The sequence below is a fragment of the Burkholderia theae genome (assembly GCF_048565265.1).
GTDB classification, from domain to species: Bacteria; Pseudomonadota; Gammaproteobacteria; order Burkholderiales; family Burkholderiaceae; genus Burkholderia; species Burkholderia theae.
Genome location: NZ_CP183461.1, coordinates 1,888,440 through 1,913,789 on the forward strand (window position 1 = coordinate 1,888,440; position 25,350 = coordinate 1,913,789).

Below are 25,350 nucleotides of genomic sequence, written 5' to 3' on the forward strand. Positions count from 1 at the left end.
CCGCTTTTTTCCGATCATGACGCAAGCCACGACGCCTTCCGCCGACACCGACGATCTCGTCTATACGGTCGTCATCAACGACGAAGAACAGTATTCGATCTGGCCGACGTTCCGGCCCGTGCCGGCCGGCTGGCGCGAGGTCGGCGTGAGCGGCCCGAAGGCCGACTGTCTCGCGCACATCGAGACAGTCTGGACCGACATGCGCCCCGCAAGCCTGCGCCGCGCGATGGACGGCGAGCGCGCATCGCGCGCGTTGTGAACCGCTGCGCCGCGATCCGGCGCGCCACCTGAAGAGGACGTTGCATGACCCTGCTTTCGTTGCCGACGCTCGACGACCTGCGTATCGAGCCGGGGCTGCCCACCGTCGTGTCGCCGCGTGGTAGCGACGGCATGTCGATCGACGAAGTCGCGCCGCTGGCGCGCGAGATCGCGGCCGACACGCTCGAACGCGCGGGCGGCGTACTGTTTACGGGCTTTCACGTGCCGTCGATCGACGCGTTCCAGCAGTTCGCGGCGTCGTTCGGCGATCCGCTGATCGGCTATGAATACGCGTCGACGCCGCGCAGCCAGGTCGAAGGCGCCGTCTACACGTCGACCGAATACCCGCCGCACCGCGCGATTCCGCTGCACAACGAGCAGTCGTATACGCGCGAATGGCCGCTGCGGATCTGGTTCCACTGCGCGCTCGCGGCGCCGAAGGGCGGCGCGACGCCGATCGCGGACAGCCGTGCGGTCTACCGCGCGCTCGATCCCGCGCTCATCGCGCGCTTCGAGCGGCGCGAACTGCTGTACGTGCGCAATTTCGGGCAGGGGCTCGACCTGTCGTGGCAGCAGTCGTTCGGCACCGACGAGCCGGCCGAGGTCGAGCGGATGTGCGCAGCGCGCGGCATCGAATGCGCATGGCGCACCGACGACGACGGCGAACTGCTGCTACGCACCCGCGAACGCTGCCAGGCCGTCGCGCGCCATCCGCGCACCGGCGATCGCGTGTGGTTCAACCAGGCCAACCTGTTCCATCTGTCCGCGCTCGACGACGACATGCAGGAAGCGCTGGTCGACGCGGTCGGGCTCGAGAACGTGCCGCGCAACGTGTACTACGGCGACGGCGAGCCGCTCGAGGCCGATGCGCTTGCGCAGATCCGCGGCGTGCTCGACCAGCAGCGCATCGTGTTTCCGTGGCGCACGGGCGACGTGCTGATGCTCGACAACATGCTGACCGCGCATGCGCGCGACCCGTTCGAAGGGCCGCGCAAGGTCGTCGTCGCGATGGCGCAGAGTTACACGGTCCCGCTCGCGACCGACCGGAGGACCGATGACGCGTAGTACCGCCGCGCTTGCCGCGCGGGGGCTGACGGTAGGTTATCGCGACCATGTCGTGATCGACGGATTGGATCTGTCGATCGCGGCCGGCCGCGTAACCGCGCTGTGCGGCCCGAACGGCTGCGGCAAGAGCACGCTGCTGCGCACGCTCGCGGGCCTGCAGCCCGCGCGTGCCGGCCATGTGGAAGTCGACGGCAAGCCCCTTGCGTCGTTTCGCCGTCGCGCGCTCGCGCGCGAGCTGACGATGCTCGCGCAGTTCAACCAGATTCCGTCGGGCCTCACGGTGCGCGAACTCGTCGCGTACGGGCGCTATGCGTACGGCGGCTTCCTGCGCGGCCTGTCGCGCGCCGACCATGCGGCGATCGACGAGGCGCTCGAGACGAGCGGCCTCGCCGACGACGCGGGCCGCGACGTCGGCGCGCTGTCGGGCGGCGAGCGCCAGCGCGCGTGGATCGCGATGGCGCTCGCGCAGCAGGCGCCGATCGTGCTGCTCGACGAACCGACGACCTATCTCGACATCCATCACCAGCTCGACATCCTCGATGCACTGCGTGCGCTGAACCGCGCGCGCGGGCTGACGATCGTCTGGGTGCTGCACGACCTGAACCAGGCGGCCGCGTACAGCGACGAGATCGTGCTGATGCGCGCGGGCCGCCTCGTCGCGCAAGGCTCGCCCGACGCGATGCTCGAACCGGCGCGGTTGCGCGCGGCGTTCGGTGTCGAGATGCTGAAGCTCGCGCATCCGCAGACGGGCGCGCCGATGTGCGTGCCGGCCTACGGGCCGTCGAGCACTGCCACGTCGCATGCGGCCGGCGTCTTCGACCAGGATCTCGCCGTATGACGACGTTCGCGATGCGCAAGCGCCTTGCGGCGACGGGGAAGGGCGCGGCCACCGGCCGGGCCGGTGCGATCGCGATCGGCCTCGTCGTGCTGATCGCGGGTCTCGCGGCGCTGCGCGTCGCACCCGATTTACGCGTGTGGTGGGACGCGGCGCCCGGCAGCGATGGTGCCGCGCTCGCGCACGTCTTCCTGTTCGATCTCAACCTGCCGCGTGTCGCGGCCGCGCTCGTCGCGGGCGGCTGCCTCGGCATCGCCGGCGCGCTGTTCCAGTCGCTCACGCGCAATCCGCTCGCGTCGCCCGACCTGCTCGGCGTGACGGGCGGCGCGCAGCTCGGCCTGCTCGCGGCGATGCTCGTGCCGGCGCTGGCGGGCGTCGCGTCGGTGCCGCTGCTGTTCGTCTGCGGGCTGGCCGCCGCCGCATGCGCGATCGTCGCGGCCGGCGGCTGGCGCGCGACGCCGTTGCGCCTCGTGCTCGCGGGCAGCGTCTGCATGCTGCTGTTCGCCGCGCTGTCGACGCTCGTGCTCGCGTTCTTCGAGCAGAACATCGCGGGCGCCGCGCTGTGGACCAACGGCAGCCTTTACCAGCCGGGCGCGACGGGTCTCGCGCTCGCGATGCGCTGGCTCGTCGTGCCGCTGCTCGCATTGCCGTTCGTGATCCGGCCGCTGAATCCGCTCACGCTCGGCGACGATGCGGCGGCTGCGGCCGGCGTACGCGTCGATGCGACGCGGCTTGCCGCGACGATCGTCGCGGTTGCGTTCACGAGCGTGGCCGTCAGTATCGCGGGCCCGCTGTCGTATGTCGGGCTCGTCGCGCCGAACCTGCTGCGCCAGGTGCGCGGCGCACGTGTGGCGCGTCTCGGCGTGATGGTGCCGCTGTCGGCGCTCGCCGGTGGCGCACTCGTGCTCGTCACCGACAGCGCCGTGCTCGCGTCGGGCCTCGACGCGACGCTGTCGACCGGCGTCGCGATCGCGCTGGTCGGCACGCCGTTGATGCTCGCGATGATTCGGCGCGGTGCCGCGTGGTCGGGCGTGCTGCACGCGGACGCCGAGCGCGTGGCGGGCGGCGGATCGACGCGGTTCGTCGGCTGGCTCGAACAGCTCGGCTGGCCGTTGCGTACGGTGCTGTTCGTCGTGGCCGGTGTGCTCGCGGTGTGGGTCGGCGTGTCGGCCGGTCCCGAATGGTTGTCGCCCGCACGCTGGTCTGCTGCGCTGTCCGGTCACGATGCGCTCGCTCGGATGCTGATCGACCTGCGCATGCCGCGCCTGCTGTGCGCGCTCCTCGCGGGCGCGCTGCTGGCGGTCAGCGGCGTCGCGATGCAGAGCGTCGTGCGCAATCCGCTCGCGGGCCCCGAAGTGCTTGGCGTCACGCAGGGCGCGGGGCTCGTCACGCTGTTCGCGCTGTCGACCTGGCCGCTGATGGGCCATGTCACGCTCGCGGCGGCCGCGCTGATCGGCGGTGGACTGTCGCTCGCGATCACGCTCGCGCTGAATCACCGGCATCGTTATGCGCCACTCGCGGTCGCGCTCACGGGCATCGCGATCGGCGCGTTATGGACAACGCTCGCGCAATGGCTGATCACGCAGCAAAGCGTGCAGCCCGCACGCTTCGTCGTGTGGCTCGTCGGCGGCACCTATGGCCGCAGCTGGGGCGAGGTGTCGATGCTGCTGCCGTGGTGCGTGCTCGCGGTGCCCGTGTTCGCGTGGCTCGCGCGACCGCTCGACATGCTCGCGCTCGGCGACGACCAGGCGGCCGCGCTCGGCCTGCCGGTCGCCGCGCTGCGGCCGCTTGCGCTGACGATCGCGACGCTCGCCGCGTGCGCGGCCGTCGCGGCGGTCGGGCCGGTCGGCTTCATCGGATTGATGGCGCCGCACGTCGCGACGATGCTCGGCGCGCGCCGGCATCGCACGCGACTGTGGCTCGCGGCCGCGTGCGGCGCGCTGATTCTCGGCGTCGCGGATCTCGCGGCCCGCACGGTCGTCGCGCCGCGCGAAGTGCCGGCCGGCGTGCTGACCGCGTTGATCGGCGCGCCATACCTGCTCGGGCTGCTGATTCTCGAGGGGCGCCGCGCCCGGCGCGCGGGGCGATGACGCCGTTGCCCGACGGCGCGCGCGCCACGCGTTTCTCGGCGTTCGCGCCCGAACCGTTTGCCGATCATCTCGACGTCGTCTGGCTCGGCATGCCCGACGACGCGCATGCGCCGGGCCGGGTCGTCGTGCCCGTCAGCGCGCTGCCCGAGCATCGTGACGCGGTGCTCGACGCGATGGTCCGCCATTACGGTGGCGATCCGGCGCAACATGCGCGCGCGCTGATGTCGCAATGGAGCAAATACTATTTTGGCCGTGCGGCGCCCGCTGGCGTCGTCGCCGCGCTGACGCTCGGCCGGCCGCTCGACATGACGCCCGAGCGCACCTTCGTCGCGCTCGACGACGGGATGCCCGCTGCGCTGTATTTCGCGCCTGACGCGCTTGGCGCGCCGTGCGACGAACCCGCGCCGCGCTATGCGGGGCTCATCGCGCATCTCGGCGCGGTGATCGACCTGCTCGCGGCGATGGGGCGCGTCACGCCGCGCGTGCTGTGGAGCAACGCGGGCAACCTGCTCGACTATCTGCTCGACACCTGTCGTTCGCTGCCATGCGCGGCCGATCCCGTGCACGACGCGGACTGGCTGTTCGGCTCGACCTGCAACGGCTGCGAACCGAATCCGCTGCGCGTGCCGGTGCGCGATGCCGTGCCGCGCTCGCCGCTGCTGCCGACGCCGTTTCGCGCGCGCCGTGTGTGCTGCCTGCGCTACGAAATTCCTGGAGAAACGCAACTGTGTGGAAGCTGCCCCCTGCTACTGACGATGGACGACGCGGCGCTGGCCGAGCAGGACGCGATCCGGTGACACACGCCGGCCGCCGGCATGCGCTTGGCGCACTCGCCGCGCTTGGCGCCGCGTGCTGCGGCGCGTTTTCCGCATCGGCTGCCGCGGTGACTGCTGCCGGCGACGCAAGCGGTGCGCAGGCCTTGCGCGCCGTGTCGCTCGCCGGCAATCCCGTCGTGTCGCAGGCGAGCAAAACGATGCCGGTGCGGCCGCAGCGCGTGGTCGCGCTCGACTTCATGTTCGCGGAAAGCGTGATCGCGCTCGATATCGTGCCGGTCGGGATGGCCGATACCGCGTTTTATCCGGGCTGGCTCGGCTACGAGAGCGACCGGCTCGCGCATGTGACCGATATCGGCTCGCGGCAGGAGCCAGGGCTTGAAGCGATCGCGGCGGTCAAGCCCGATCTGATCATCGGTGTCGGCTTCCGGCATGCGCCGATTTTCGACGCGCTCGACCGGATCGCACCGACCATCCTGTTCCAGTTCAGCCCGAATGTTTCCGAGGACGGCGTGCCCGTCACGCAGCTCGACTGGATGCGGCAGATCTTCCGGACGATCGGTACGGTCACGGGGCGCGACGCGCGTGCGCAGGTGGTCGATGCGCAACTCGACGCGGGGATCGCGCGCAATGCGGCGCGGCTCGCGGCCGCGGGCCGAAAGGGCGAGCGCATCGCGCTGCTGCAGGATCTCGGCTTGCCCGACCGTTACTGGGCCTATACGGGCAACAGCACGTCGGCGGGTCTCGCGCGTGCGCTCGGGCTCGATCCATGGCCGAAAAAGCCGACGCGGGAAGGCACGCTGTACGTGACGTCGGCCGACCTGCTCAGGCAGCGCGACCTGGCCGTACTGTTCGTGACCGCGTCGGGGATGGACGTGCCGCTGTCGGCGAAGCTCGATTCGCCGGTGTGGCGCTTCGTGCCCGCACTGCGCGACCGCCGGATCGCACTGATCGAACGCAATATCTGGGGGTTCGGCGGGCCGATGTCGGCGCTGAAGCTGGCCGATGTGATGACCGATACGATGCTGAAACTGCCGGTCGTGCGTTGAGCACGTGAACGTGTGGCGGCGGAGCATGCCGCTTTGACGGGCAGGGCGTTGTCGTTGGTTTGATGGCGGACGTACTTGGCGTTTCCGCTCGGCCGCTCATCCGCAACATGCCATTCCGAAACGCACATCGCCGACACGCTGCGGTTGCCGCGCGTCGGCGATTCATTGATGGACGGCTTACGCGCTCAGCGCATCGACGCCGTCCCGCGCATGCGAACGTGCAGGCATCGTGTCGCTGACGATGCGCCCGTTGTCGAGCTTCAGCAGCCGGTCGGCGAGATCGAAATAACGATCGTCGTGCGTGATCACGATCACGGCCTTGCCGCGCGCGCGCAGCTCGGGCAGCAATTGCTCGTAGAACACGGCCTTGAACGACGGATCCTGGTCGGCCGCCCATTCGTCGAACAGGTAGAACGGCCGGTCCTCCAGATACGCGACGACGAGCGCGAGCCGCTTGCGCTGCCCGGTCGACAGCGCGCGGGTCGAGAACGCGCCGTCGACCACTTTCACCTTGTGGTCGAGCGCGAGCTTCGCGACGAGCGCGTTCGCGCGTGCATCGGCCTGCGCGCGGGCCGGATCGTCGGGATCGACGATGCCGAGCAGCGCATCGAACAGGTGGAAATCGTTGAACACCGCGCTGAAGCGCTGCCGGTACGCGGCGCGCTCGCGCCAGCCGATCGGCCGGCCGTCGACCTCGATCGTGCCTTCCTCGGGCTCGTAGAGCCCCGTCAGCACCTTCGCGAGCGTCGTCTTGCCGCTGCCGTTGCCGCCGACGATGAACACGAGCTCGCCCGGCTTGATCGTCAGGTCGACCGGCCCGATGCTGAACATGCGTTCGTCGCGTTCGTGGAAATACGCGTGCGTGACGCCGCGCAGCGTGACGGCGCCGGCCGTCGGCACATCGGGCGCGTCGGCCGCGGGCGGCACCGTGCGCAGCGCGCCGAATTCGGCCATCACGCCTTCGATCCGCGTGAGCGACACGCGCGCCGCGTTGACGGTCGGCAGGTTGTTCAGCAGGCCGTCGAGCGGCACCAGCATGAACAGGAACACGACGACGTAGCCGGCCGCGGCTCCCGCATCGGCATGCACGCCGAGCTGCGGCCAGAACGACGCGACGCCGAGGAACACGTAGAACAGGAAGATGATCCAGCCGACCCCGACCGCGTACGCGCTGAACGCACGGCGGCGGTGGTCGCGCACTTCGCCGATCGCGGCGCCGAGCTGGCCGTCGACGAACTGGCGTGCGCGCGCGTCGTGCAGCTTCAGTTCCTTCGCGCCGGAAAACAGCGAGCCGAGATAACCGAACAGGCGGTCCTGCGCCTTGCCTGCCGCCTCGAGCGACGCGATCGCGCGACGGTCGCCGGTGTGATAGCCGAGCGAGCCCGCGATGATCGCGGCCAGCGCGAGCACGCACACGGGCCACGACAGCCACGCGAGGTAGCCGAGGCAGCCGAACACGATCGAGCCGTGCATGACCAGGTTCGGCAGCGCGAAGAACAGCATCGACACGTTGGTCGCGTCGTCGGTCAGCACCGACTGGACGGGCGCCGCGCCGATCCGCTCGATGTCGCGCAGCTCGGCCGCGCCGACGCGCCGCGCGAGATGCACGCGCAGCCGCGCCATCGTGTCCTGCGACAGGCGGGCGAACAGCGTGCCCGACACGATCCGCGTGACGAGCGCGATCACCGCGCACAGCGCGAAGCGCCATGCGAGCGACGCATCGGCCGCGCCGGGTGTCGCGAGCGCGCGGTTCAGCGTCGCGACGAGCAGCACGCTCGCGACGCCGTTCAGCACGCACGCGGCGAGCGCAAGCGCGAGCGACGCGCGGCTTTCGCGCAACAGCGCGAGGATCAGGCGGGCCGCGGGGCGGGCGGGAGAGGCGTCGAGGGACGGCGGGGAAGAAGGCTCGTGGGCAGCAGTCATCGGCAACGTCGGTAGAGGGAAGGCAAGTGAATACGCGGAAACGGCAAAACGGAGGCGAAAGCGTCGGACAGGGTGGGCTCCGTTGTGGCTTTCCTTCCTGATAGACGAACGGGCCGCGCAAATATTTAACGGCGCCCGCAAAAAAAGCGGCCGCACGTACTTTGAGCGCAAAACGGTAAAAAATCGGCCGCGCCGTTCGTCACACCAGTGAAGCCGCCCCAAGCGGCCCCGAGACTTGGCCGTAGCGGCCGGACCGAAGGACTTCACGCACATGACGAGTTTCCCGACTGCGCTGCATCACCGAATCCGCGAACTGGCGCGCGTCGCGCCCGACGCACCCGCAATCGCGGCACCTTTCCAGAATGATTTGCGCCTGTCGCGCGGCGCGCTCGACGCGCGTGCGTCGCGGCTGGCCCGGCAACTGCGCGCGGCCGGCGTCGGCGCCGAAGTGCGGGTCGGCGTCTGCGTCGAACGCTCGTGCGAGCTGTTCGTCGCACTGCTGGCCGTGCTGAAGGCGGGCGGCGTGTTCGTGCCGCTCGATCCGCGCCATCCGGCCGCGCGCCTCGACTGGATCGTCCAGGATGCCGAACTGCGGCACGGCATCGTCGACGAAGCGGGCCGTGCGGCGCTCGGCGCACCGTTCGAACACGCGTTCGACGCGGCAGCCGAAGCGGCGGGCGAGCAAGGCCTCGATGCCGACGACGAAGATGTGCCCGTGCACCCGCGTGCGGCCGCATACATGATCTATACGTCGGGCTCGACCGGCACGCCGAAGGCGGTCGTCGTCGAGCACGGGCCGCTCGCCGCGCACTGCGACGCGCTAGCGGCCGCGCTGCCGATCGAGGCCGGCGACCGTCTGCTGCATTTTGCGTCGGTCAATTTCGACGCCGCCCACGAATGCTGGCTCGCGCCGCTCGCGGTCGGCGCCAGCATCGCGATTGCGCCGCCGCAGCCGTTCGCGCCGGACGCCGCGCATGCGCTGATGGTGCGCGAGTCGGTCAACGTCGCCGCATTTCCGCCCGCATACCTGCGCGAATTCGCGGCCGTCGCCGCGCGCGAAGGCGTGCCGCCGGCATTGCGCGTGCTCGCCTTCGGCGGCGAAGCGCTGCCGCAACAGGCATTCGAATTCGTGCGCAGCACGTTCCCGTCGGTACGCCTGATCAATGGTTACGGGCCGACCGAAGCCGTGATCTCGCCGATGCTGTGGCCGGTCGAGCCGGGCGAAACACCCGTGCTGGCCGCCAACGATGCGTATGCGTCGCTGCCGATCGGTCGCGTGATCGGCCCGCGCGTCGCGCGCATCGACGGCGACGCCGCCGGTAATAGGGCCGAAGGGGGCGAGCTGCTGCTTGGCGGCGTCTGCGTCGCGCGCGGCTATCACGGTCGCCCGGCACTGACCGCCGAACGTTTCATTCCCGATCCGGACGGCGAGCCGGGTGCGCGCGTCTATCGCACGGGTGACCTTGCACGCATGCGCGACGATGGCGCATTCGACTACCTCGGCCGCCTCGACGATCAGGTCCAGGTGCGCGGCGTACGCGTGGAGCCTGCTGAAATCGCCGCGTGCCTGCGCTCGCATCCGGCCGTGGCCGATGCGGCCGTGGTCGCCGAAACCGGCAATGGGCCGACGCGGTTGATCGCGTGCGTTGCACTGCGCGCGGCGGCCGACGATGCGGCGCTGAAGGCGCACGTGGCCGCGCAATTGCCGGCGGCATGGCAACCGCACCGGTTCGTGCGCTGCGATGCGCTGCCGTATACGCTGAACGGCAAGATCGACCGTGCCGCGCTGCGCGAGCGGATTGCCGCCGCGCGCGACACGACGCATGGTGCCGGCGACGCGCCTCGCACGCCGACCGAACAACAGCTCGCCGACCTCTGGCAGACGCTGCTCGGCCTCGATGCAACGCCGTCGCGCAACGACCATTTCTTTGCGCTGGGCGCCGATTCGCTCGCCGCGATGCAGTTGCAGGCCGCGATCCGTGCCGCCTGGCGCGTGAACCTGCGGCTCGACACGCTGTTCGCCGATCCGGCGCTCGCCGAACTGGCAGGAACGGTCGATCGAGCGGAACGCGAGACCGGCGAACCGCTGGCCGCCATTTCCGCACGCGGCACGACGATCGATGCGGCTGCATCCGGCGCGCCGCATGTCGACCGTGCGGCGTCGCTCGCACAGCAACGTTTCTGGGTGCTCGCGCAAACGCGTGACGCGAGCGCCGCATATCACATCGCCGCGCACTGGACCATCGACGGCACGCTCGATCGCGACGCGCTGCAGCGCGCGCTCGATCACTTGATCGGACGGCACGAAGCGTGGCGCACGACGCTCGTCGACAACGACGACGGCGTCGTGATGCAGCGGATCCATGCGCATCTGCCGGTATCGATCGCCGCGATCGATCTGCGCGACCAGCCGCCGGCCGCGCGCGACGCGCAAGCCGCGCGTCTCGCCGAACGCGACGCGGCCGAACCATTCGACCTCGCGCACGGCCCGCTGCTGCGCGCGACACTCGTGGCGCTCGCCGACGATCGTCATCGCCTGCTGCTGACCGCGCATCACGCGATCACCGACGGCTGGAGCTCGCGCTGCGCGTTCGACGAACTGTCGGCTGCCTACCGCGCGTATGCCGAAGGCCGCGAACCGTCGTTGCCCGATCTGCCGATCCAGTACGCCGATTACGCGGACTGGCAGCGCGACATGCTGGCGGGCGGTGAGGGCGAGCGTCAGCTCGATTACTGGCGCGGCGCATTGCGCGACGTGCCGGGCCCGCTCGCGCTGCCGGTCGATCGGCAGCCGGGCGCCGCACGCACGCTGCAGGGCGCGCGCGTATCGGTGCGCCTGCCTGACGCGGTCGCGGCCGACGTGCGACAACTCGCACGCGACGCGCAGGCCACCGTGTTCACGGTGCTGCTGGCCGCGCTCGACGCATGGCTGTCGCGTCTGACCGGCGCAACGGATGTCGTCGTCGCGGTGCCGGTCGCGCATCGCCAGCGCCCTGAAACGCGTGCGTTGCTCGGTCTCTTCCTGAATACGGTCGCGCTGCGCGTGCGTGTGGCGCCGACGCTGCCGTTCCGCACGCTGGTCGACGCGGCACGCACGGCGGCACTCGACGCGGTTGCGCACCAGGATGTGCCGTTCGAGCGTGTCGTCGATGCGGTGAAGCCGCCGGTCAAGCGCGGTGACGAATGGCTGCGCGTGAAATTCGCGCAGCAGTTCGACGCGCGGCACGACAGCGTGCTGCCGGGCGCAACGGCGGTTGCAACGCCGGGTCCCGATCTCGCCGCGCGCTTCGACTTCGCGCTGGATTTCACCGACGACGCGAACGGGATCGAACTGGTCGCGGCCTATGCGACCGACTGTATCGACTCGGATACCGCGCGCGCCTGGCTCGACAGCTATGCGGCGCTCGTCGGCGCGGCCGCGCACGATCCGCAACGCACGACGGCCGCACTGCCGTGCGACGAGTCGGCTGCCTCGCGCCAGCCGCGCGACGGCCGTGCGCTGAAGGTCGAGCATGCCGACATCGTCGCCGCATTCGCGCGGCAGGCGGCCGCGTACCCGCACCGTGTCGCGCTTGCCGATGCGTCGGCGTCGCTGACGTTCGCCGAACTCGACGACGCGTCGAATCGCGTCGCACGCGCGCTGATCCAGCGTGGTGCCGCTGCCGAAGCGCCGGTCGTCGTCTGCATCGAACGATCGGCCCGCTTCGTCGTCGGCCTGCTCGGCGCGCTGAAGGCCGGTGCGCTCGCCGTATTGCTCGATCCCGCGCAACCGTCCGCCCGGCTCGCCGCGGCGGCAGCCGACTGCGGCGCGCGCTGGGCGCTCGTCGCGGATACGGCCGCGTGGCCGGCCGGCATCGATGCGCAGCCGCTCGACGTCGACGCGCTCGCACAGGACGCGACGCTCGCCCATGCGGCCGGCGTGCGCGTCGCACCGCATCCGGAACAGGGCGCGTACCTGATCTATACGTCAGGGTCGACCGGCACGCCGAAGGGTGTCGTCGTGTCGCATGGCGCGCTGGCCGACTACGTGCAGGGGATGCTCGACGAACTCGCGTTCGCACCGGACGCGTCGTTCGCGATGGTGTCGACCGTGGCGGCCGACCTCGGCCATACGACGCTGTTCGGCGCGCTGTGCGCGGGCCGCACGCTGCACCTGCTGCCGGCCGCGTGCGCATTCGATCCCGACCTGTTCGCGCACGAGATGCGCCGCCGCGACGTCGGCGTGCTGAAGATCGTGCCGAGCCACCTGCAGGCGCTGCTCGACGCGCGCGTGCCGGCCGACGTGCTGCCGCGCCACGCGCTCGTGACGGGCGGCGAAACGCTCACGTGGGCGCTCGTCGCGCGCCTGGCCGCGCTCGCGCCGGGCTGCCGCGTGATCAGCCATTACGGGCCGACTGAAGCGACGGTCGGCGCGATCGCGTGCGACACGGCGTCGATTGCCGCCGACGCGCGCGATTCCGCGAGCGGCGTGCCGCTCGGCCTGCCGCTGCCGAATGCGCGCGCGCTCGTGCTCGACGCGTTCGGCGCTTGCGTGCCGGCCGGTGCGACGGGTGAACTGTACCTGGGCGGGCCGGGCGTCGCGCGCGGCTACCTCGGCCGTCCGGCGCAGACCGCCGAACGCTTCGTGCCCGATCCGTTCACGCCCGGCGCGCGGCTGTATCGCACGGGCGACCGCGTGCGCTTGCGCGCGGACGGCCGGATCGCTTTCCTCGGCCGCATCGACGACCAGGTGAAGATTCGCGGCTACCGCGTCGAACCGGGTGAGGTGAGTGCGGCCGTGCGCGCGGCCGGCCCGGTCGCGCAGGCCGAAACGCTCGCGATCGAGCACGACGGCCGCCTGCGGCTCGCGGCGTTCGTCGTGATGCGCGATGGCACGGCATTCGACGAAGCCGCGATGCGCGCGGCGCTCGCCGCGAAGCTGCCCGACTATATGGTGCCCGCGCAGTTCGTCGCGCTCGCGCGCCTGCCGGTGACCGCGAACGGCAAGATCGATCGCACGGCGCTACGCGAACTGGCCGCCGCGCCGGTCGCGAGTGCGTCCGGCGACGCGCCGCAGGGCGCGGTCGAAACAGTGCTCGCCGAAGTCTGGCAGGCCGTGCTGAAAGCCCCGCAGGTCGGCCGCGACGACAACTTCTTCGAACTCGGCGGCGATTCGATCCTCGTGCTGCAGGTGATCGCCCGTGCGCGCAAGCGCGGCGTGCGTTTCACGCCGAAGCAGCTGTTCGACGGCCCGACGGTCGCCGAACTCGCACGCATCGCGAAGACCGAGGACGTGAGTGCTGCTGCACAGCCTGCAATCGCAACCGCGACCGCAGCGGCGGTGCCGACCACTGCGCCGATCCTGACGCCCGCACAGCAGCGCTTCTTCGCGCTCGACGTCCCGCATCGCGGCCACTGGAACCAGTCGGTCGCGTTCGATGTACGCGGGCCGTTCGACGCGGATGCGTTCGCACGGGCATTCGATGCGCTGCTGACGCATCACGATGCCTTCCGCCAGCGCTTCGCGCACGGCGCGGACGGCACGTGGCACGCCAGCGATGCCGCGAAGCCTTACGACGCGCTGCCGTTCGTCGACGTCGCCGCACGCGACGAAGCCGACGCGCTCGCGCGCTTCGACGCGTTGCAGCGCCGCCTCGACCTCGGCCGCGGACCGCTCGCCTGCGCGTGCGCGGCACGGCTGCCGGACGGTTCGACGCAGCTCTATCTCGCGATTCACCATGCAATCGTCGACGGCGTATCGTGGCGCATCCTGCTCGACGACCTGGACACGGCCTACCGCGCCGCGTGCGATCGCACGCCGGTCCGGCTGTCGCAGCCGGGCCTGCGCGCGGACGCATGGGCCGCACGGCTCGCACGCGCTGCGACGGAACCGGCATCGCCGTTCGCAGCGGAGGCCGCGTACTGGGCCGGCATGGCGCAGGGCGATGACCTCGTGCCCGATCATCCCGACGCCGCGGCGACGAATGCCGATGCGGCCGTCGTCGTGCAGACGATCGACGCGGCATTGACCCGCGCGGCGCTGACCGACGCGCAAGCGGCCTATCGTACGCAGACGATTGAACTGCTGGGCGCCGCGCTTGCGCTGACGCTGGCCGGCGCTCGCGGCGCCGCATCGTGCCGTGTCGAACTGGAAGGGCACGGCCGCGAGGCGCTGTTCGACGACGCGGATGCCAGCCGCACGATCGGCTGGCTGACGAGCCATTACCCGGTGACGCTGCCGGTCGCGGCAACGGCGCGCGACACGCTGTGCGCGGTCAAGGACACGCTGCGCGCGGTGCCGCACAAGGGGCTCGGCTTCGGCGTGCTCGCGCACTACGGCGATGCGGCGACGCGCGCGGCGCTGGCCGCCGTGCCGCACCCGCGCGTCACGTTCAACTACCTGGGCCAGTTCGATGCGCCGCGCGACGCGACGCTCGTGCCGCGCTTCGGCGGTACCGGCGTCGAGCGCGATCCGCAGGGGCCGCTCGGCAATACGCTCGCGATCCACGCATACCTCGATACGGACCGCGACGGCGCACGCACGCTGAAAATGCACTGGGTCTATGGCGCGCCGCAGTTCGAGCGCGCGACGATCGACGCGTTCGCCGAACGCTTCGCGGCCGCGCTGCGGGAACTCGTCGAAGCCTGCGCGTCGCGGGTCGCGCATCGCGGCGGTGGCGCGACGCCGGGCGATTTTCCGCTCGCGCAGGCCGCCGGCCTCACGCAGGCCGCGATCGAACGCACGCCGCTCGACTGGCGCGCGATCGACGACGTGTATCCGCTGTCGCCGATGCAGCAGGGCATCCTGTTCCATGCGCTGTTCGCGCCCGGTCACGCGAGCTATGTGAACCAGCTCGTCGCGACCGCGACCGCGCTCGACGCAGACAGGCTCGCGGCGGCGTTCGATGCATCCGTCGCGCGCCACGACATCCTGCGCACGAGCGTGATGCCGGACGAAGCCGCGCCGCTGCAGTGCGTGCATCGCCATGCACGGATGCCGGTCGAGCAGCTCGACTGGCGTGCGCGTGTCGACACGCTCGACGCCGATTTCGATGCATGGCTCGCGGCTGACCGCACGCGCGGTTTCGACTGGCGCGAGCCGCCGCTGATGCGGCTCACGCTGATCCGCGTGACGGACGAAGCGTGGCGCGTCGTCTGGACGCGTCACCACGTGCTGCTCGACGGCTGGAGCACCGCGCGCCTGCTCGCGGACGTGCTGCGCGACTATCGCGACCCGGACGCCGTGTCGCCGTTCGCCAGCCGCCAGGCGCTGCGTTATCGCGACTTCATCGCGTGGCTCGGCACGTGTGACCGCGATGCCGACGAGCGCTTCTGGACCGAACGCCTCGCACGGCTCGACGCGCCGACGCTGATCGCGGAACGCGCGGCCGACCGCGCGGACGCCGAAATGGTCACGTGGCGCGCGACGCTCGACGCGGAAGCGATGACGCGCGTCGCGCAGACGGCGCGCGCACTGAAGCTGACCGTCAACACGCTGGTGCAGGGCGCCTGGGCGCTCGCGCTGCAGCGGATGACGCACCAGCCGGCCGTCGCGTTCGGCGCGACGGTCGCGGGCCGCCCCGATGCGCTCGCGGATGTCGACACGGTGCTCGGTCTCTTCATCAACACGCTGCCGGTGATCACGGCGCCCGCGCCGCAGCAGCGCGCGGCCGACTGGCTGCAGGCGCTGCAGCGCGACAACGCGGCCGCCGCCGAGCATGCGCATACGCCGCTTGCCGACATCCAGCGCTGGGCACGCGGCGCCGGCGGTGCGCTGTTCGACACGCTGGTCGTGTTCGAGAACTACCCGGTCGACGACACGGCGCGCGACGCCGATTCGCGCGCACTCGCGTTGAGCGGCGTGCGCAGCATCGAAGCGACCGATTTCGCGCTGACGCTCGTGATCGAAAGCGGCGCCGAGCTGACGATCGACTACGGCTACGACACCACGCGCGTCGATGCGCGGCAGGTCGAGACCTGGCACCGCGCGTTCGCCTGCGCGCTCGACGCTCTGGCCCGCACGCCGGACGCGCTGCTCGGCACGCTGTCGATCGCCGACGACGCGACGCGCGCCTCACTGGCACTGGCGCAGGACACCGCGCGTGCATGGCCGGATGCGCAACGGCAGCCGCTGCACCTGCAGTTCGCCGCTGCGGCACAGGCGATGCCGGACGCGATCGCGCTCGAATACGCGGATGTTCACGGCGGCGTGCATCGCGCGACCTATCGCGAACTCGATGCCGGCACGTCGCGCATCGCGGCTGCGCTGCGCCGGCGCGGCGTGCGGCCCGACACGCCGGTCGCACTGTGCGTCGAGCGCTCGTTCGACATGGTCATGGCGCTCGTCGGCGTGCTGAAGGCCGGCGCGGCGTACCTGCCGGTCGATCCCGACTATCCGGCCGAGCGCATTGCGTACCTGCTGCGCGACGCGCGGCCAGCCGTCGCGATCACGCAGGCCCACCTGCGCGAGCAGGTCGAGGCCGCGCTGGGCGACGGCGCCGCGACGCAGTTGCTGACGGTAGCGGACCTGCTGGCCGATGAAGCGGCCGACGCATCCGCCGACGCGACCGCCAAGGTCGACGACGCGCAGCTCGCCTACCTGATCTACACGTCGGGTTCGACCGGCAAGCCGAAGGGCGCCGGCAACACGCACGGCGCGCTCGCGAACCGGATCGCGTGGATGCAGGACGCATACCGGCTGACGCGCGACGACGTCGTGTTGCACAAGACGCCGTTCGGCTTCGACGTATCGGTATGGGAATTCGTGTGGCCGCTGGCGATCGGCGCGAAGCTCGCGATCGCCGCGCCCGGCGATCATCGCGATCCGGCGCGCCTGGCGGCCGCGATCCATGCGCACGGCGTGACGGTGCTGCATTTCGTGCCGTCGATGCTCGCCGTGTTTGCCGCGTATCTCGACGATTTTTCGGCCGTCGCGCAATGCGACAGCGTGCGCCTGATCGTCGCGAGCGGCGAGGCGCTCGCGCCCGAACTCGTCGCGAAGATGGCACGGCTGCTGCCGAACGCGACGCTCGTGAACCTGTACGGGCCGACCGAGGCCGCGATCGACGTGTCGCACTGGACTTGCGGCCCCGACGACGCGAATGCGGTCGCGGTACCGATCGGCCATCCGATCGCGAACCTGCAGCTGCACGTGCTCGATGCCGCATGGCATCCGGTGCCGGCCGGCGCGACCGGCGAGCTGTACCTCGCGGGCGCGGGCCTGGCGCGCGGTTATCTCGGCCGTCCGGCGCTGACCGCCGATCGTTTCGTGCCCGATCCGTTCGTGCCGGGCGCGCGCATGTACCGCACCGGCGACCTCGCGCGGCGCCGCGCCGACGGCGCGCTCGACTACCTCGGCCGCGTCGACACGCAGGTGAAGCTGCGCGGCCAGCGGATCGAGCCGGGCGAGATCGAGGCGTTGCTGCGCGCGGCGCCGGGCGTGAACGATGCGGTCGTGATCGTGCGCGACGAGCAGTTGATCGGTTATGTCGCACGCGGCGACGCGGGCCCGCTCGACCGCGCGGCGCTGCTCGACGCGTTGCGCGCGCAACTGCCGGCCTACATGGTGCCGTCACAACTGATTGAACTCGATGCGCTGCCCGTCACGCCGAACGGCAAGTGCGACCGCCATGCGTTGCCGGCGCCGGTGCGCGAAGTGGCCGAAGCCGTCGAACTTGCGACCGACACCGAGCGTGCGCTTGCGGACATCTGGCAACGCGTGCTGCACGTGGACGCGATCGGCCGCGACGGCGATTTCTTCCTGCTCGGCGGCCATTCGCTGCTCGCGACGCAGGCCCACGCGCAGGCGAACCTGCACTGGGGGCTCGCGCTGCCGCTGCGCATGCTGTTCGACACGCGCACGCTCGCGCGCTGCGCGGAAGCGATCGACGCGGCCTGCGCGGCGCGCGGCGCGACCGATGCGGCGAGCGCGATCGACGCGCTGCTCGGCGAACTGGAAACCCAATAAGGACGACGGATGACGAAGGTGCAACCCGACTGGCTGGCGCTCGCGACGCGTTTCGCGCAACTGCCCGACGCGCAGCGCGCGGTCTTCATCGACAAGCTCGGCGCGGCCGGCATCGATTTTCGCGTGCTGCCGATCCCGCCGCGCACGCCGCGCAGCGACCGCGTGCCGGCATCGTTCGCGCAGACGCGGCTGTGGCTGCATGCGCGGCTGATCGACGCGCCCGACGCGTATCACATCACCGAGCGCCTGGCGCTGACGGGCCCGCTCGACGCGCATGCGCTGCGTCTCGCGTGCGACGCGCTGATCGCACGCCACGAGGCGCTGCGTACCACTTTCGACGAGGCGCCGGACGGCGTCGCTCAGACGATCCACGCGCCGCTGCGCTGCCCGTGGCGCGAAACCGATCTCGAAGCGCTGCCGGACGCGCAACGTGCCGCGCGCGCGGAGGCCGTCGCGACGGCCGACGAAGCCGAACCGTTCGATCTCGGCGCGGCGCCGCTCGTGCGCGCGCACCTGGTGCGCTTCGACGCGACGCATCACTGGCTCGCGCTGACGGTGCACCACATCGTGTCGGACGGCTGGTCGTCGGGCGTGATGCTGGAAGAACTCGCGGCGTTCTATCGCGCGTATGCGTCCGACCGGCCGGTGCCGCTCGCGCCGCTGCCGATCCAGTACGCCGACTACGCGTTGTGGCAGCGTCGCTGGCTCGATGCCGGCGAACGCGATCGCCAGCTTGCGTTCTGGCGCGAACGGCTCGATCCGCAGCGCGGCGTGCTGACGCTGCCGGGCGCCACCGCGCGGCCGGCGCGCCGCAGTGCGCGCGGCGCACGCCACGTGTTTTCGCTCGACGCGCGCGTTGGTGCGCAACTGCGCGCGTTCGCGGCTGCATCGGGCGCGACGCCGTTCGCGGTGCTGCTCGCCGCGCTCGATGCGCTGCTGGCGCGCGCGACCGGCGATGCGCGAATCTGCGTCGGCGTGCCGGCCGCGAACCGCGAACGCGCGGAGGTCGCCGGCCTGATCGGCTTCTTCGTCAATACGCTCGCGATCGACGTCGACGTGCCCGCGCACGGCGACTTCTCGTCGCTGGTCGCGCGTACGCAGCGCGCGCTCGTCGACGCGCAGATGCACCAGGACGTGCCGTTCGAGCAGGTGGTCGACGCGCTCGGCGTGCCGCGCAGCGCGAGCCACCATCCGCTGTTCCAGGTGATGGCCGCGTATGGCGAGCGCCGTGCGCTGCCTGCGCTCGGCGCGGCGTCGGCCGCGTTGCTGCCGTCCGGCACGCCGTCCGCGAAGTTCGACCTGACGCTGTCGGTCGAGGCGACGCCCGACGGCACGTTCGACGCCGCGTTCATCTACGCGCTCGACCTGTTCGACGCCGATGCGATCGCGCGGCTCGCCGCGCGCTTCGTCACGCTGCTCGGTGATGCGCTCGCGCGCCCCGACATGCCGGTCGGCGATCTCGACTGGCTGCCGGCCGACGAGTGCGCGCAACTGTTTGCGTGGAATGCACCGGCGGGCGCGACGGATACCGAACCGTTCGTGCCCGTGCATGCGCGCATCGCCGCGCATGCGCACGCGCGGCCCGATGCTCGCGGCGTCGCCGATATCGATCGCGCGCTGACGCGCGGCGAAGTCGATGCCCGCGCGGCGCGCCTGGCACGCCATCTGGTGGCGGCCGGCGTGCGGCCGGAGATGCGCGTCGGCGTGGCGCTGCAGCGCTCGGTCGACCTGCTGGTCGCGCTGATCGCGGTGCTGAAGTCGGGCGCCGCGTTCGTGCCGCTCGATCCGGCCCATCCACGCGAACGGCTTGCGCAGATCGTCGGCGATGCCAACATTGCACATGTGCTGACCGATGGCGCGAGCGCCGCGTCGCTGCCCGAGCTGCCGTCGCTGCGCGTCTGGCGCGCCGACGAAATCGAGGCGCTCGACGAAGCCGCCGATATCGCGCTGCCAGACGTGCTGCCGGGTCATGCGGCCTACGCGATCTACACGTCGGGCTCGACCGGCAAGCCGAAGGGCGTGATCGTCGACCATGCGTCGTTCGCGCTGCATTGCGCGGCGATCGCCGAGCGCTATGGCGCGGGCGAGCAGGACGTGTTCCTGCTGTTCCAGTCGGTCAACTTCGACGGCGCGCATGAAGGCTGGTTCTCGCAATACATGTCGGGCGCCGCGGTGTCGGTGACGGCCGACGTGCTGTGGCCGCCCGCGCAGACCTGCGCGATGATGGTCCGCGACGGCGTGACGATGACCTACGTGCCGCCGGGCTGCGCCGCGCAACTCGCCGAATGTGCGCTCGCGCACGGCGCGCCGCCGACGCTGCGGTCGCTGACCGTCGGCGGCGAGGCGACGTCGCGCGAGGCGTTCGCGATGCTGCGCCGCGCGCTGCCGAACGTGCGCGTGGTCAACGGCTACGGCCCGACCGAGACGGTCATCACGCCGACGCTGTGGATGTTCCGGCCCGGCGACGATCTCGCGAAGCTCGGCGACGCCGCGTATCTGCCGATCGGCACGCTGGTCGGCGCACGCACCGCGCATGTGCTCGACGAGCGGCTGCATCCGCTGCCGGTCGGCGTGATCGGCGAACTGTATCTGGGCGGCGAGGGGATCGGCGTCGCGCGCGGTTATCTCGACCGACCGGCGCTGACGGCCGAACGTTTCGTGCCCGATCCGTACGGCGCGCCGGGCGCGCGGCTGTATCGCACGGGCGACCTCGTGCGGCGCCGCGCGGACGGCGTGTTCGACTTCATCGGCCGCGTCGATCACCAGGTGAAGCTGCGCGGCTTGCGTATCGAGCTCGGCGAGATCGAGGCGCAGTTGGCCGCGCACGACGCGGTGCGCGAAGCGTGCGCGGTCGTGCACGGGCAGGGCGCGCTCGCGCAACTCGTCGCGTATGTCGAGCTGACCGCTGACGCACAGGCGGCCGCGCAGCCCGTCGAAGCCGCGACGCTCGACGCGCACCTGCGCCGCACGCTGCCCGATTACATGGTGCCCGCGCAACTGATCGTGCTCGACGCGCTGCCGCGCAACGCGAACAGCAAGGTCGACCGCGCACGGTTGCCGGCGCCCGTGCGCGTCGAGCGTGCATACGAAGCGCCGCGCGATGGCGACGAAGCCGCGCTCGCGGCGATCTGGTGCGACGTGCTGAATCTCGAGCGCGTCGGCCGCGGCGATCATTTCTTCGATCTCGGCGGCCATTCGCTCGCCGCCGTGCGCGTCGCGACGCGCGTGGCCGAACGGCTCGGCCGCGACGTGCCGGTGCGCGCGCTGTTCGAGGCGCCGGTGCTCGCGCAGTACGCGCTGCAGGTGGCCGACGCGCCGCGCGCCGCGCATGCCGGTGCGGCAGCGCCGGGCGTCGCGGTCGCCAAACCCGACGCACACGGCGTGTGGCCGCTGTCGCCCGCGCAGCTCGGCCTGTGGTTCCTGTGGCGCGCGCAGCCGGACAGCGCCGCGTACAACATTCCGGTCGCGCTGCGCGTGCGCGGCCCGCTCGACGTCGATGCGTTGCGCGCCGCCTTCGCGGCTACGGCGGCCGTGCATCCGGCGCTGCGCGCGCGGCTCGTCGTTCGCGACGGCGCATTGCCGGGCCAGCGGATCGATGCGGCAGCGGCGGTTGCGCTGCCGCTGGTCGACCTGTCGGCGCAGCCCGATGCGCGCGCCCGCGCGGCGGCGCTGACTGACGAGGATGCGCTGGCGCCATTCGACCTCGCGGCCGATGCGCCGCTATGGCGCGCCCGCGTGCTGCGGCTCGGCACGGACGACCACGTGTTGTCGGTGACGATCCATCACATCGTGTCGGATGGCGAATCGATCGAGCTGTGGCTCGATGCGGTTCGCGCCTGTTATGTCGCTCGTGTGCGGGGTGACACCGTGCCGGCCGAAGCGGCTGCGCCACTCGTGCTGCCCGCGCCGTGCCATCCGGCCCGCGTCGCGTACTGGCGCGACGCACTGGCCGATCTGCCGTCGCGCGTGCTGCCGCAGCGCGCGGACGCGCCGGCCGTGCCGCAATGGCGCGCGGCCCGCATCGCGTTCGAATTCGACGCGCCGCTGATCCGCGCCGCGCGCGAAGCCGCGTCGGCGGCGCACGCGACGCTGCCGATGTTGCTGCACGCGGCGCTCAATACCGCGCTGTTCCGCGCGACGGGCGCGGCCGACCAGCCGGTCGGCGTGCTCGCGTCGACGCGCGAGCTGACCGGCGATGCGGCACGCGATGCGCTCGGCCTGTTCATCAATTCAGTCGTCGTGCGCACGCGGATCGACCCGGCCGCTCGCCGCGCGGACGTGCTCGCGCAAGTGCGCGACACGGCGCTCGCCGCATATGCGCATGCGGACGTGCCGTTCGCCGACGTCGTCGCGGCGCTGCGCGTGCCGCGTACCGCGCAAGCCAATCCGCTGTTCCAGGTGATGTTCAACTACCTGCGCCCGACCGGCGCGGCCGCTCGCGACTGGGCCGGCCTGTCGCTTGCGGCGTTCGACGACGTGCGCCATCGCGTCGTGTTCACGCTCGAGCTGGACGTCGTCGAGCATCCGGACGGCCGCGTGAGCGCCGCGTTCTCGTATGCGGACGAACTGCTCGACCGCGGTTTCGTCGATGCGCTCGTCGATGTCTACCACGACGAAGTCGCGCGCTTCGCCGGTGCGTCGGAGGCTGCGCTCGGCGCGCCCGATACGCATGCCGTCGCGCAGGCGGCCGGCATCGCGCAGGCAAGCGGCGACGCACTCGCCGACGCGCCGTCCCACACGCCGCACGCGGCTGCCGCGCTCGCGGCGCTGTGGTCGGACACGTTCGCGACGGCCGCGCCCGAGCCCGGCGCGGACCTGTTCGAAGCCGGCGCGACGTCGTTCGACGTCGTGCGTTTCGTCGACGCGGCCGTCCGCGCCGGTCATGCGCTGACGGTCGCCGACGTGTTCGCGTCGCCGACGCTCGCGGCACTCGGCGCGCGGCTCGATGCGCAAGCGGAAACAGGACAGGAGGAACGCCATGCTGGCTGAAGTGCGTCCGGACGGATTCACGATGCCCGATACGTGCCGCCTCGCGTTCGCGGACGGCCTGTTCGCCGCGCGCGACGGCTCGGAGATCCGGGTCGCGCAGGGCGACGGCATCGGCGCGCAGTTGCTGCGCGCGCAACTCGCGGACGACGGCACGCTGCGCCTCGTCGCGTACAACCATCGCGCGGCGCCGTCCGACCAGCGGCGTGGGCTGCTGGCCGCGCTGTCCGCGGCGTTTTCGGACGGCGCGCACCACGCGACGATCCGGCTCGATCCGGCCGCATGGCCGGCGGTGGCGCTCGATGCGCTGCGCGCGAGTGGCGTGCTCGCCGACGGCGGCCGCTGCGCGCGCGACGGCTGGGCGCAGCAGGCCGATCTGTGGCTCGTCGGCCCGCATCTGCCGTGCGCGACGCTGCCGATGCTGACCGGCGGCCGGCGTCACCCGCGCCGGCCGCCCGCGCCGCGCGGCGAGGTCTACGCACGTGACCTGCCGGCGCTCGGCGTGCGCTTCACGTTGCGCGGCTGGCAGCCGGCCGACGATGCCGAGCGGGTCGCGCGCTGGTTCGCCGAGCCGCGCGTGCGCGACGGCTGGCCGGGCGCACAGCCCGGCACGGCCGACGCCGATCCGCATGTGACGCCGCTCGTCGGCTGCTTCGACGGCGAGCCGTTCGCGTACTTCGAGGCTTACTGGCTGAAGGAAGACGCGCTCGCACCGCACGTCGCGGCGCGCGACTACGACCGCGGGCTGCGGATGCTGGTCGGCGAGTCGCGCTGGCGCGGCCCGCATTGCGTGGCGGGCTGGCTGCCGTCCGTCGTTCATTACCTGTTTCTCGACGACCTGCGTACCGAAGCGGTCGGCTGTGCCGTTCCGGCCGGCCACGCGCGGGTTGCCGACCATCTCGCGCGGCATGGCTTCGCGCGGCAGCGCCGTCTCGCGCTGGCCGACGCGCAGCCGCTGTGGATGCGCACGCTGCGCGAGACGTTCTTCTCCGGCCGTCACGTCTGACGGGCCGGATTCACCGACAAGGGAGCTGAAACATGCAGAGAGAAACCGTATTCGACCTGATCGGCGTGGGCTTCGGGCCGTCGAATCTGGCGCTGGCCGTGCGCCTCGCGGAGCGCAGCGGCGCGCGCACGTTTGCCCATTGCTTCGTCGAGCGCCAGCCGGAATTCGGCTGGCATCGCGGGATGCTGCTCGACGACTGCCGGATGCAGATCTCGTTTCTGAAGGATCTCGTCACGATGCGCGATCCGAAAAGCCGCTACACGTTCATCAACTACCTGTTCGAACGCGGCCGGCTGAACGAATTCGTCAACCTGAAGAACTTCTATCCGACCCGCGTCGAATTCCACGACTACCTGAGCTGGGTCGCCGACGCGTTCGACGATCGCGTCCATTACAGCGAAACCGTCCTCGCAATCGAACCCGTGCACGGCGACGGCGCGCGGATCGACGCGCTGCGCGTGCTGTCGCGCGACGCCGCGGGTCACGAGCGCCAGCGCGTCACTCGTGCGCTGTCGGTCGGTGTCGGCGGCACGCCCGCGGTTCCGCACGCGTTCGCCGCGCTCGGCCGCGACCGCGTGATCCATTCGTCGTCGTATCTCACCGACATCGACCGGCTCGTCGCGTCACCGGACGGCGAACGCCGCCGCGTCGCGGTGATCGGCGCGGGGCAGAGCGCGGCCGAGGTGTTCATCGATCTCGCGCGCCGCTTCCCGCATGTCGACGCGAGCCTCGTGATGCGCGCCGGCGCGCTGAAGCCGGCCGACGACAGTCCGTTCGTCAACGAGATCTTCAGCCCCGAGTTCACCGACGTCGTTTATGCGCAGCCGCATGACGCACGCCGCGCGCTGCTCGATCGCTATCGCGACACCAACTACGCGGTGGTCGACCGGCCGCTGATCGAACAGATCTACGAAATGCTGTACCTGCAGCGCATCGACGGCACGCCGCGTCATGCGCTGCTCGCGAACAGCGCGATCGAGGGCGCAGTGCGCAGCGCCGACGGCCGATTCGAACTGACGCTGCGCGACCGGATGAGCGGCGCCACGCGCGTCGAGCGCTTCGACGCGCTCGTGCTCGCGACGGGCTACCGCCGCGATACGCATTCGGCGCTGCTCGAAGGGCTCGCGCCGCACCTGGGCGATGCGCTCACGCGCGGCGACGTCACGCGCGACTACCTGCTCGCGACGCCCGAACACTTCGCGCCGCGCATCTACCTGCAAGGCTGTTGCGAGGACAGCCACGGATTGTCCGACACGCTGCTGTCGGTACTGGCGCGCCGCGCGGACGAAATCTGCGCGTCGCTCGAAGACGGGATCGCGCCCGCCCAAAACGAAGGCGCGGCCCGGGCAAGACAAGAAAACGGGGCGAGCGCGGGCCGCATGGCTTTCGCTCTTTGACAAAAGCGCGGTCGGAGACCGC

At 71.4% G+C, this 25,350-nt stretch carries 11 protein-coding genes; 10 read left to right on the forward strand and 1 reads right to left on the reverse strand.

Annotation, left to right across the window (positions count from 1 at the left end; all coding sequences use genetic code 11):
- Positions 1–16: 16 nt before the first annotated feature.
- The 6 genes from ACN22W_RS08870 to ACN22W_RS08895 are packed head-to-tail and all read left to right on the forward strand — an operon-like array spanning position 17 to position 6,070.
- Positions 17–259, forward strand: coding sequence for an MbtH family protein (locus ACN22W_RS08870; RefSeq protein WP_419683594.1), 243 nt, complete (start codon positions 17–19; stop codon positions 257–259).
- Positions 260–303: 44 nt separating this feature from the next.
- On the forward strand, positions 304–1,323 hold the full coding sequence (locus ACN22W_RS08875) for a TauD/TfdA family dioxygenase (RefSeq protein WP_419683596.1): 1,020 nt from the start codon (positions 304–306) through the stop codon (positions 1,321–1,323).
- On the forward strand, positions 1,313–2,161 hold the full coding sequence (locus ACN22W_RS08880) for an ABC transporter ATP-binding protein (protein WP_419683598.1): 849 nt from the start codon (positions 1,313–1,315) through the stop codon (positions 2,159–2,161). Before ACN22W_RS08875 ends, ACN22W_RS08880 begins: the two co-directional genes overlap by 11 nt.
- Positions 2,158–4,248, forward strand: coding sequence for a Fe(3+)-hydroxamate ABC transporter permease FhuB (gene fhuB / locus ACN22W_RS08885; protein ID WP_419683600.1), 2,091 nt, complete (start codon positions 2,158–2,160; stop codon positions 4,246–4,248). Before ACN22W_RS08880 ends, fhuB begins: the two co-directional genes overlap by 4 nt.
- A complete protein-coding gene (gene fhuF, locus ACN22W_RS08890) occupies positions 4,245–5,045 on the forward strand; it encodes a siderophore-iron reductase FhuF (protein WP_419683601.1) in 801 nt (266 codons plus the stop codon). Before fhuB ends, fhuF begins: the two co-directional genes overlap by 4 nt.
- A complete protein-coding gene (locus ACN22W_RS08895) occupies positions 5,042–6,070 on the forward strand; it encodes an ABC transporter substrate-binding protein (protein ID WP_419683602.1) in 1,029 nt (342 codons plus the stop codon). The genes fhuF and ACN22W_RS08895 overlap by 4 nt, the downstream gene beginning before the upstream one ends.
- 177 nt (positions 6,071–6,247) lie before the next feature.
- On the opposite strand, the gene ACN22W_RS08900 is transcribed toward ACN22W_RS08895, so the two are convergent.
- The gene (locus ACN22W_RS08900) at positions 6,248–7,993 is read right to left on the reverse strand and encodes a cyclic peptide export ABC transporter (protein ID WP_419683605.1); all 1,746 of its coding nucleotides are present in this window, start codon (positions 7,991–7,993) and stop codon (positions 6,248–6,250) included.
- Between the two features lie 271 nt (positions 7,994–8,264).
- Here ACN22W_RS08900 and ACN22W_RS08905 point away from each other — a divergent pair, with 271 nt between their 5' ends.
- Genes ACN22W_RS08905 through ACN22W_RS08920 form a run of 4 tightly spaced genes read left to right on the forward strand, consistent with a single transcriptional unit; the run spans position 8,265 to position 25,328 of the window.
- A complete protein-coding gene (locus tag ACN22W_RS08905; RefSeq protein ID WP_419683606.1) occupies positions 8,265–17,939 on the forward strand; it encodes an amino acid adenylation domain-containing protein in 9,675 nt (3,224 codons plus the stop codon).
- A gap of 9 nt (positions 17,940–17,948) precedes the next feature.
- Positions 17,949–22,928, forward strand: a complete 4,980-nt coding sequence (locus ACN22W_RS08910; protein WP_419683608.1) for an amino acid adenylation domain-containing protein — start codon at positions 17,949–17,951, stop codon at positions 22,926–22,928.
- On the forward strand, positions 22,918–23,931 hold the full coding sequence (locus ACN22W_RS08915) for a GNAT family N-acetyltransferase (protein WP_419683610.1): 1,014 nt from the start codon (positions 22,918–22,920) through the stop codon (positions 23,929–23,931). The genes ACN22W_RS08910 and ACN22W_RS08915 overlap by 11 nt, the downstream gene beginning before the upstream one ends.
- A gap of 32 nt (positions 23,932–23,963) precedes the next feature.
- Complete coding sequence (locus ACN22W_RS08920; protein ID WP_419683612.1) at positions 23,964–25,328, forward strand: lysine N(6)-hydroxylase/L-ornithine N(5)-oxygenase family protein; 1,365 nt, start codon at positions 23,964–23,966, stop codon at positions 25,326–25,328.
- Positions 25,329–25,350: the final 22 nt, after the last annotated feature.

Bases quoted from the DNA above. Each gene is read 5' to 3' on its own strand.
- ACN22W_RS08870 (WP_419683594.1), top strand. From the start codon at position 17: ATGACGCAAGCCACGACGCCTTCCGCCGACACCGACGATCTCGTCTAT.
- ACN22W_RS08875 (WP_419683596.1), top strand. From the start codon at position 304: ATGACCCTGCTTTCGTTGCCGACGCTCGACGACCTGCGTATCGAGCCG.
- ACN22W_RS08880 (WP_419683598.1), top strand. From the start codon at position 1,313: ATGACGCGTAGTACCGCCGCGCTTGCCGCGCGGGGGCTGACGGTAGGT.
- fhuB (WP_419683600.1), top strand. From the start codon at position 2,158: ATGACGACGTTCGCGATGCGCAAGCGCCTTGCGGCGACGGGGAAGGGC.
- fhuF (WP_419683601.1), top strand. From the start codon at position 4,245: ATGACGCCGTTGCCCGACGGCGCGCGCGCCACGCGTTTCTCGGCGTTC.
- ACN22W_RS08900 (WP_419683605.1), bottom strand. From the start codon at position 7,993: ATGACTGCTGCCCACGAGCCTTCTTCCCCGCCGTCCCTCGACGCCTCT.
- ACN22W_RS08905 (WP_419683606.1), top strand. From the start codon at position 8,265: ATGACGAGTTTCCCGACTGCGCTGCATCACCGAATCCGCGAACTGGCG.
- ACN22W_RS08910 (WP_419683608.1), top strand. From the start codon at position 17,949: ATGACGAAGGTGCAACCCGACTGGCTGGCGCTCGCGACGCGTTTCGCG.
- ACN22W_RS08915 (WP_419683610.1), top strand. From the start codon at position 22,918: ATGCTGGCTGAAGTGCGTCCGGACGGATTCACGATGCCCGATACGTGC.
- ACN22W_RS08920 (WP_419683612.1), top strand. From the start codon at position 23,964: ATGCAGAGAGAAACCGTATTCGACCTGATCGGCGTGGGCTTCGGGCCG.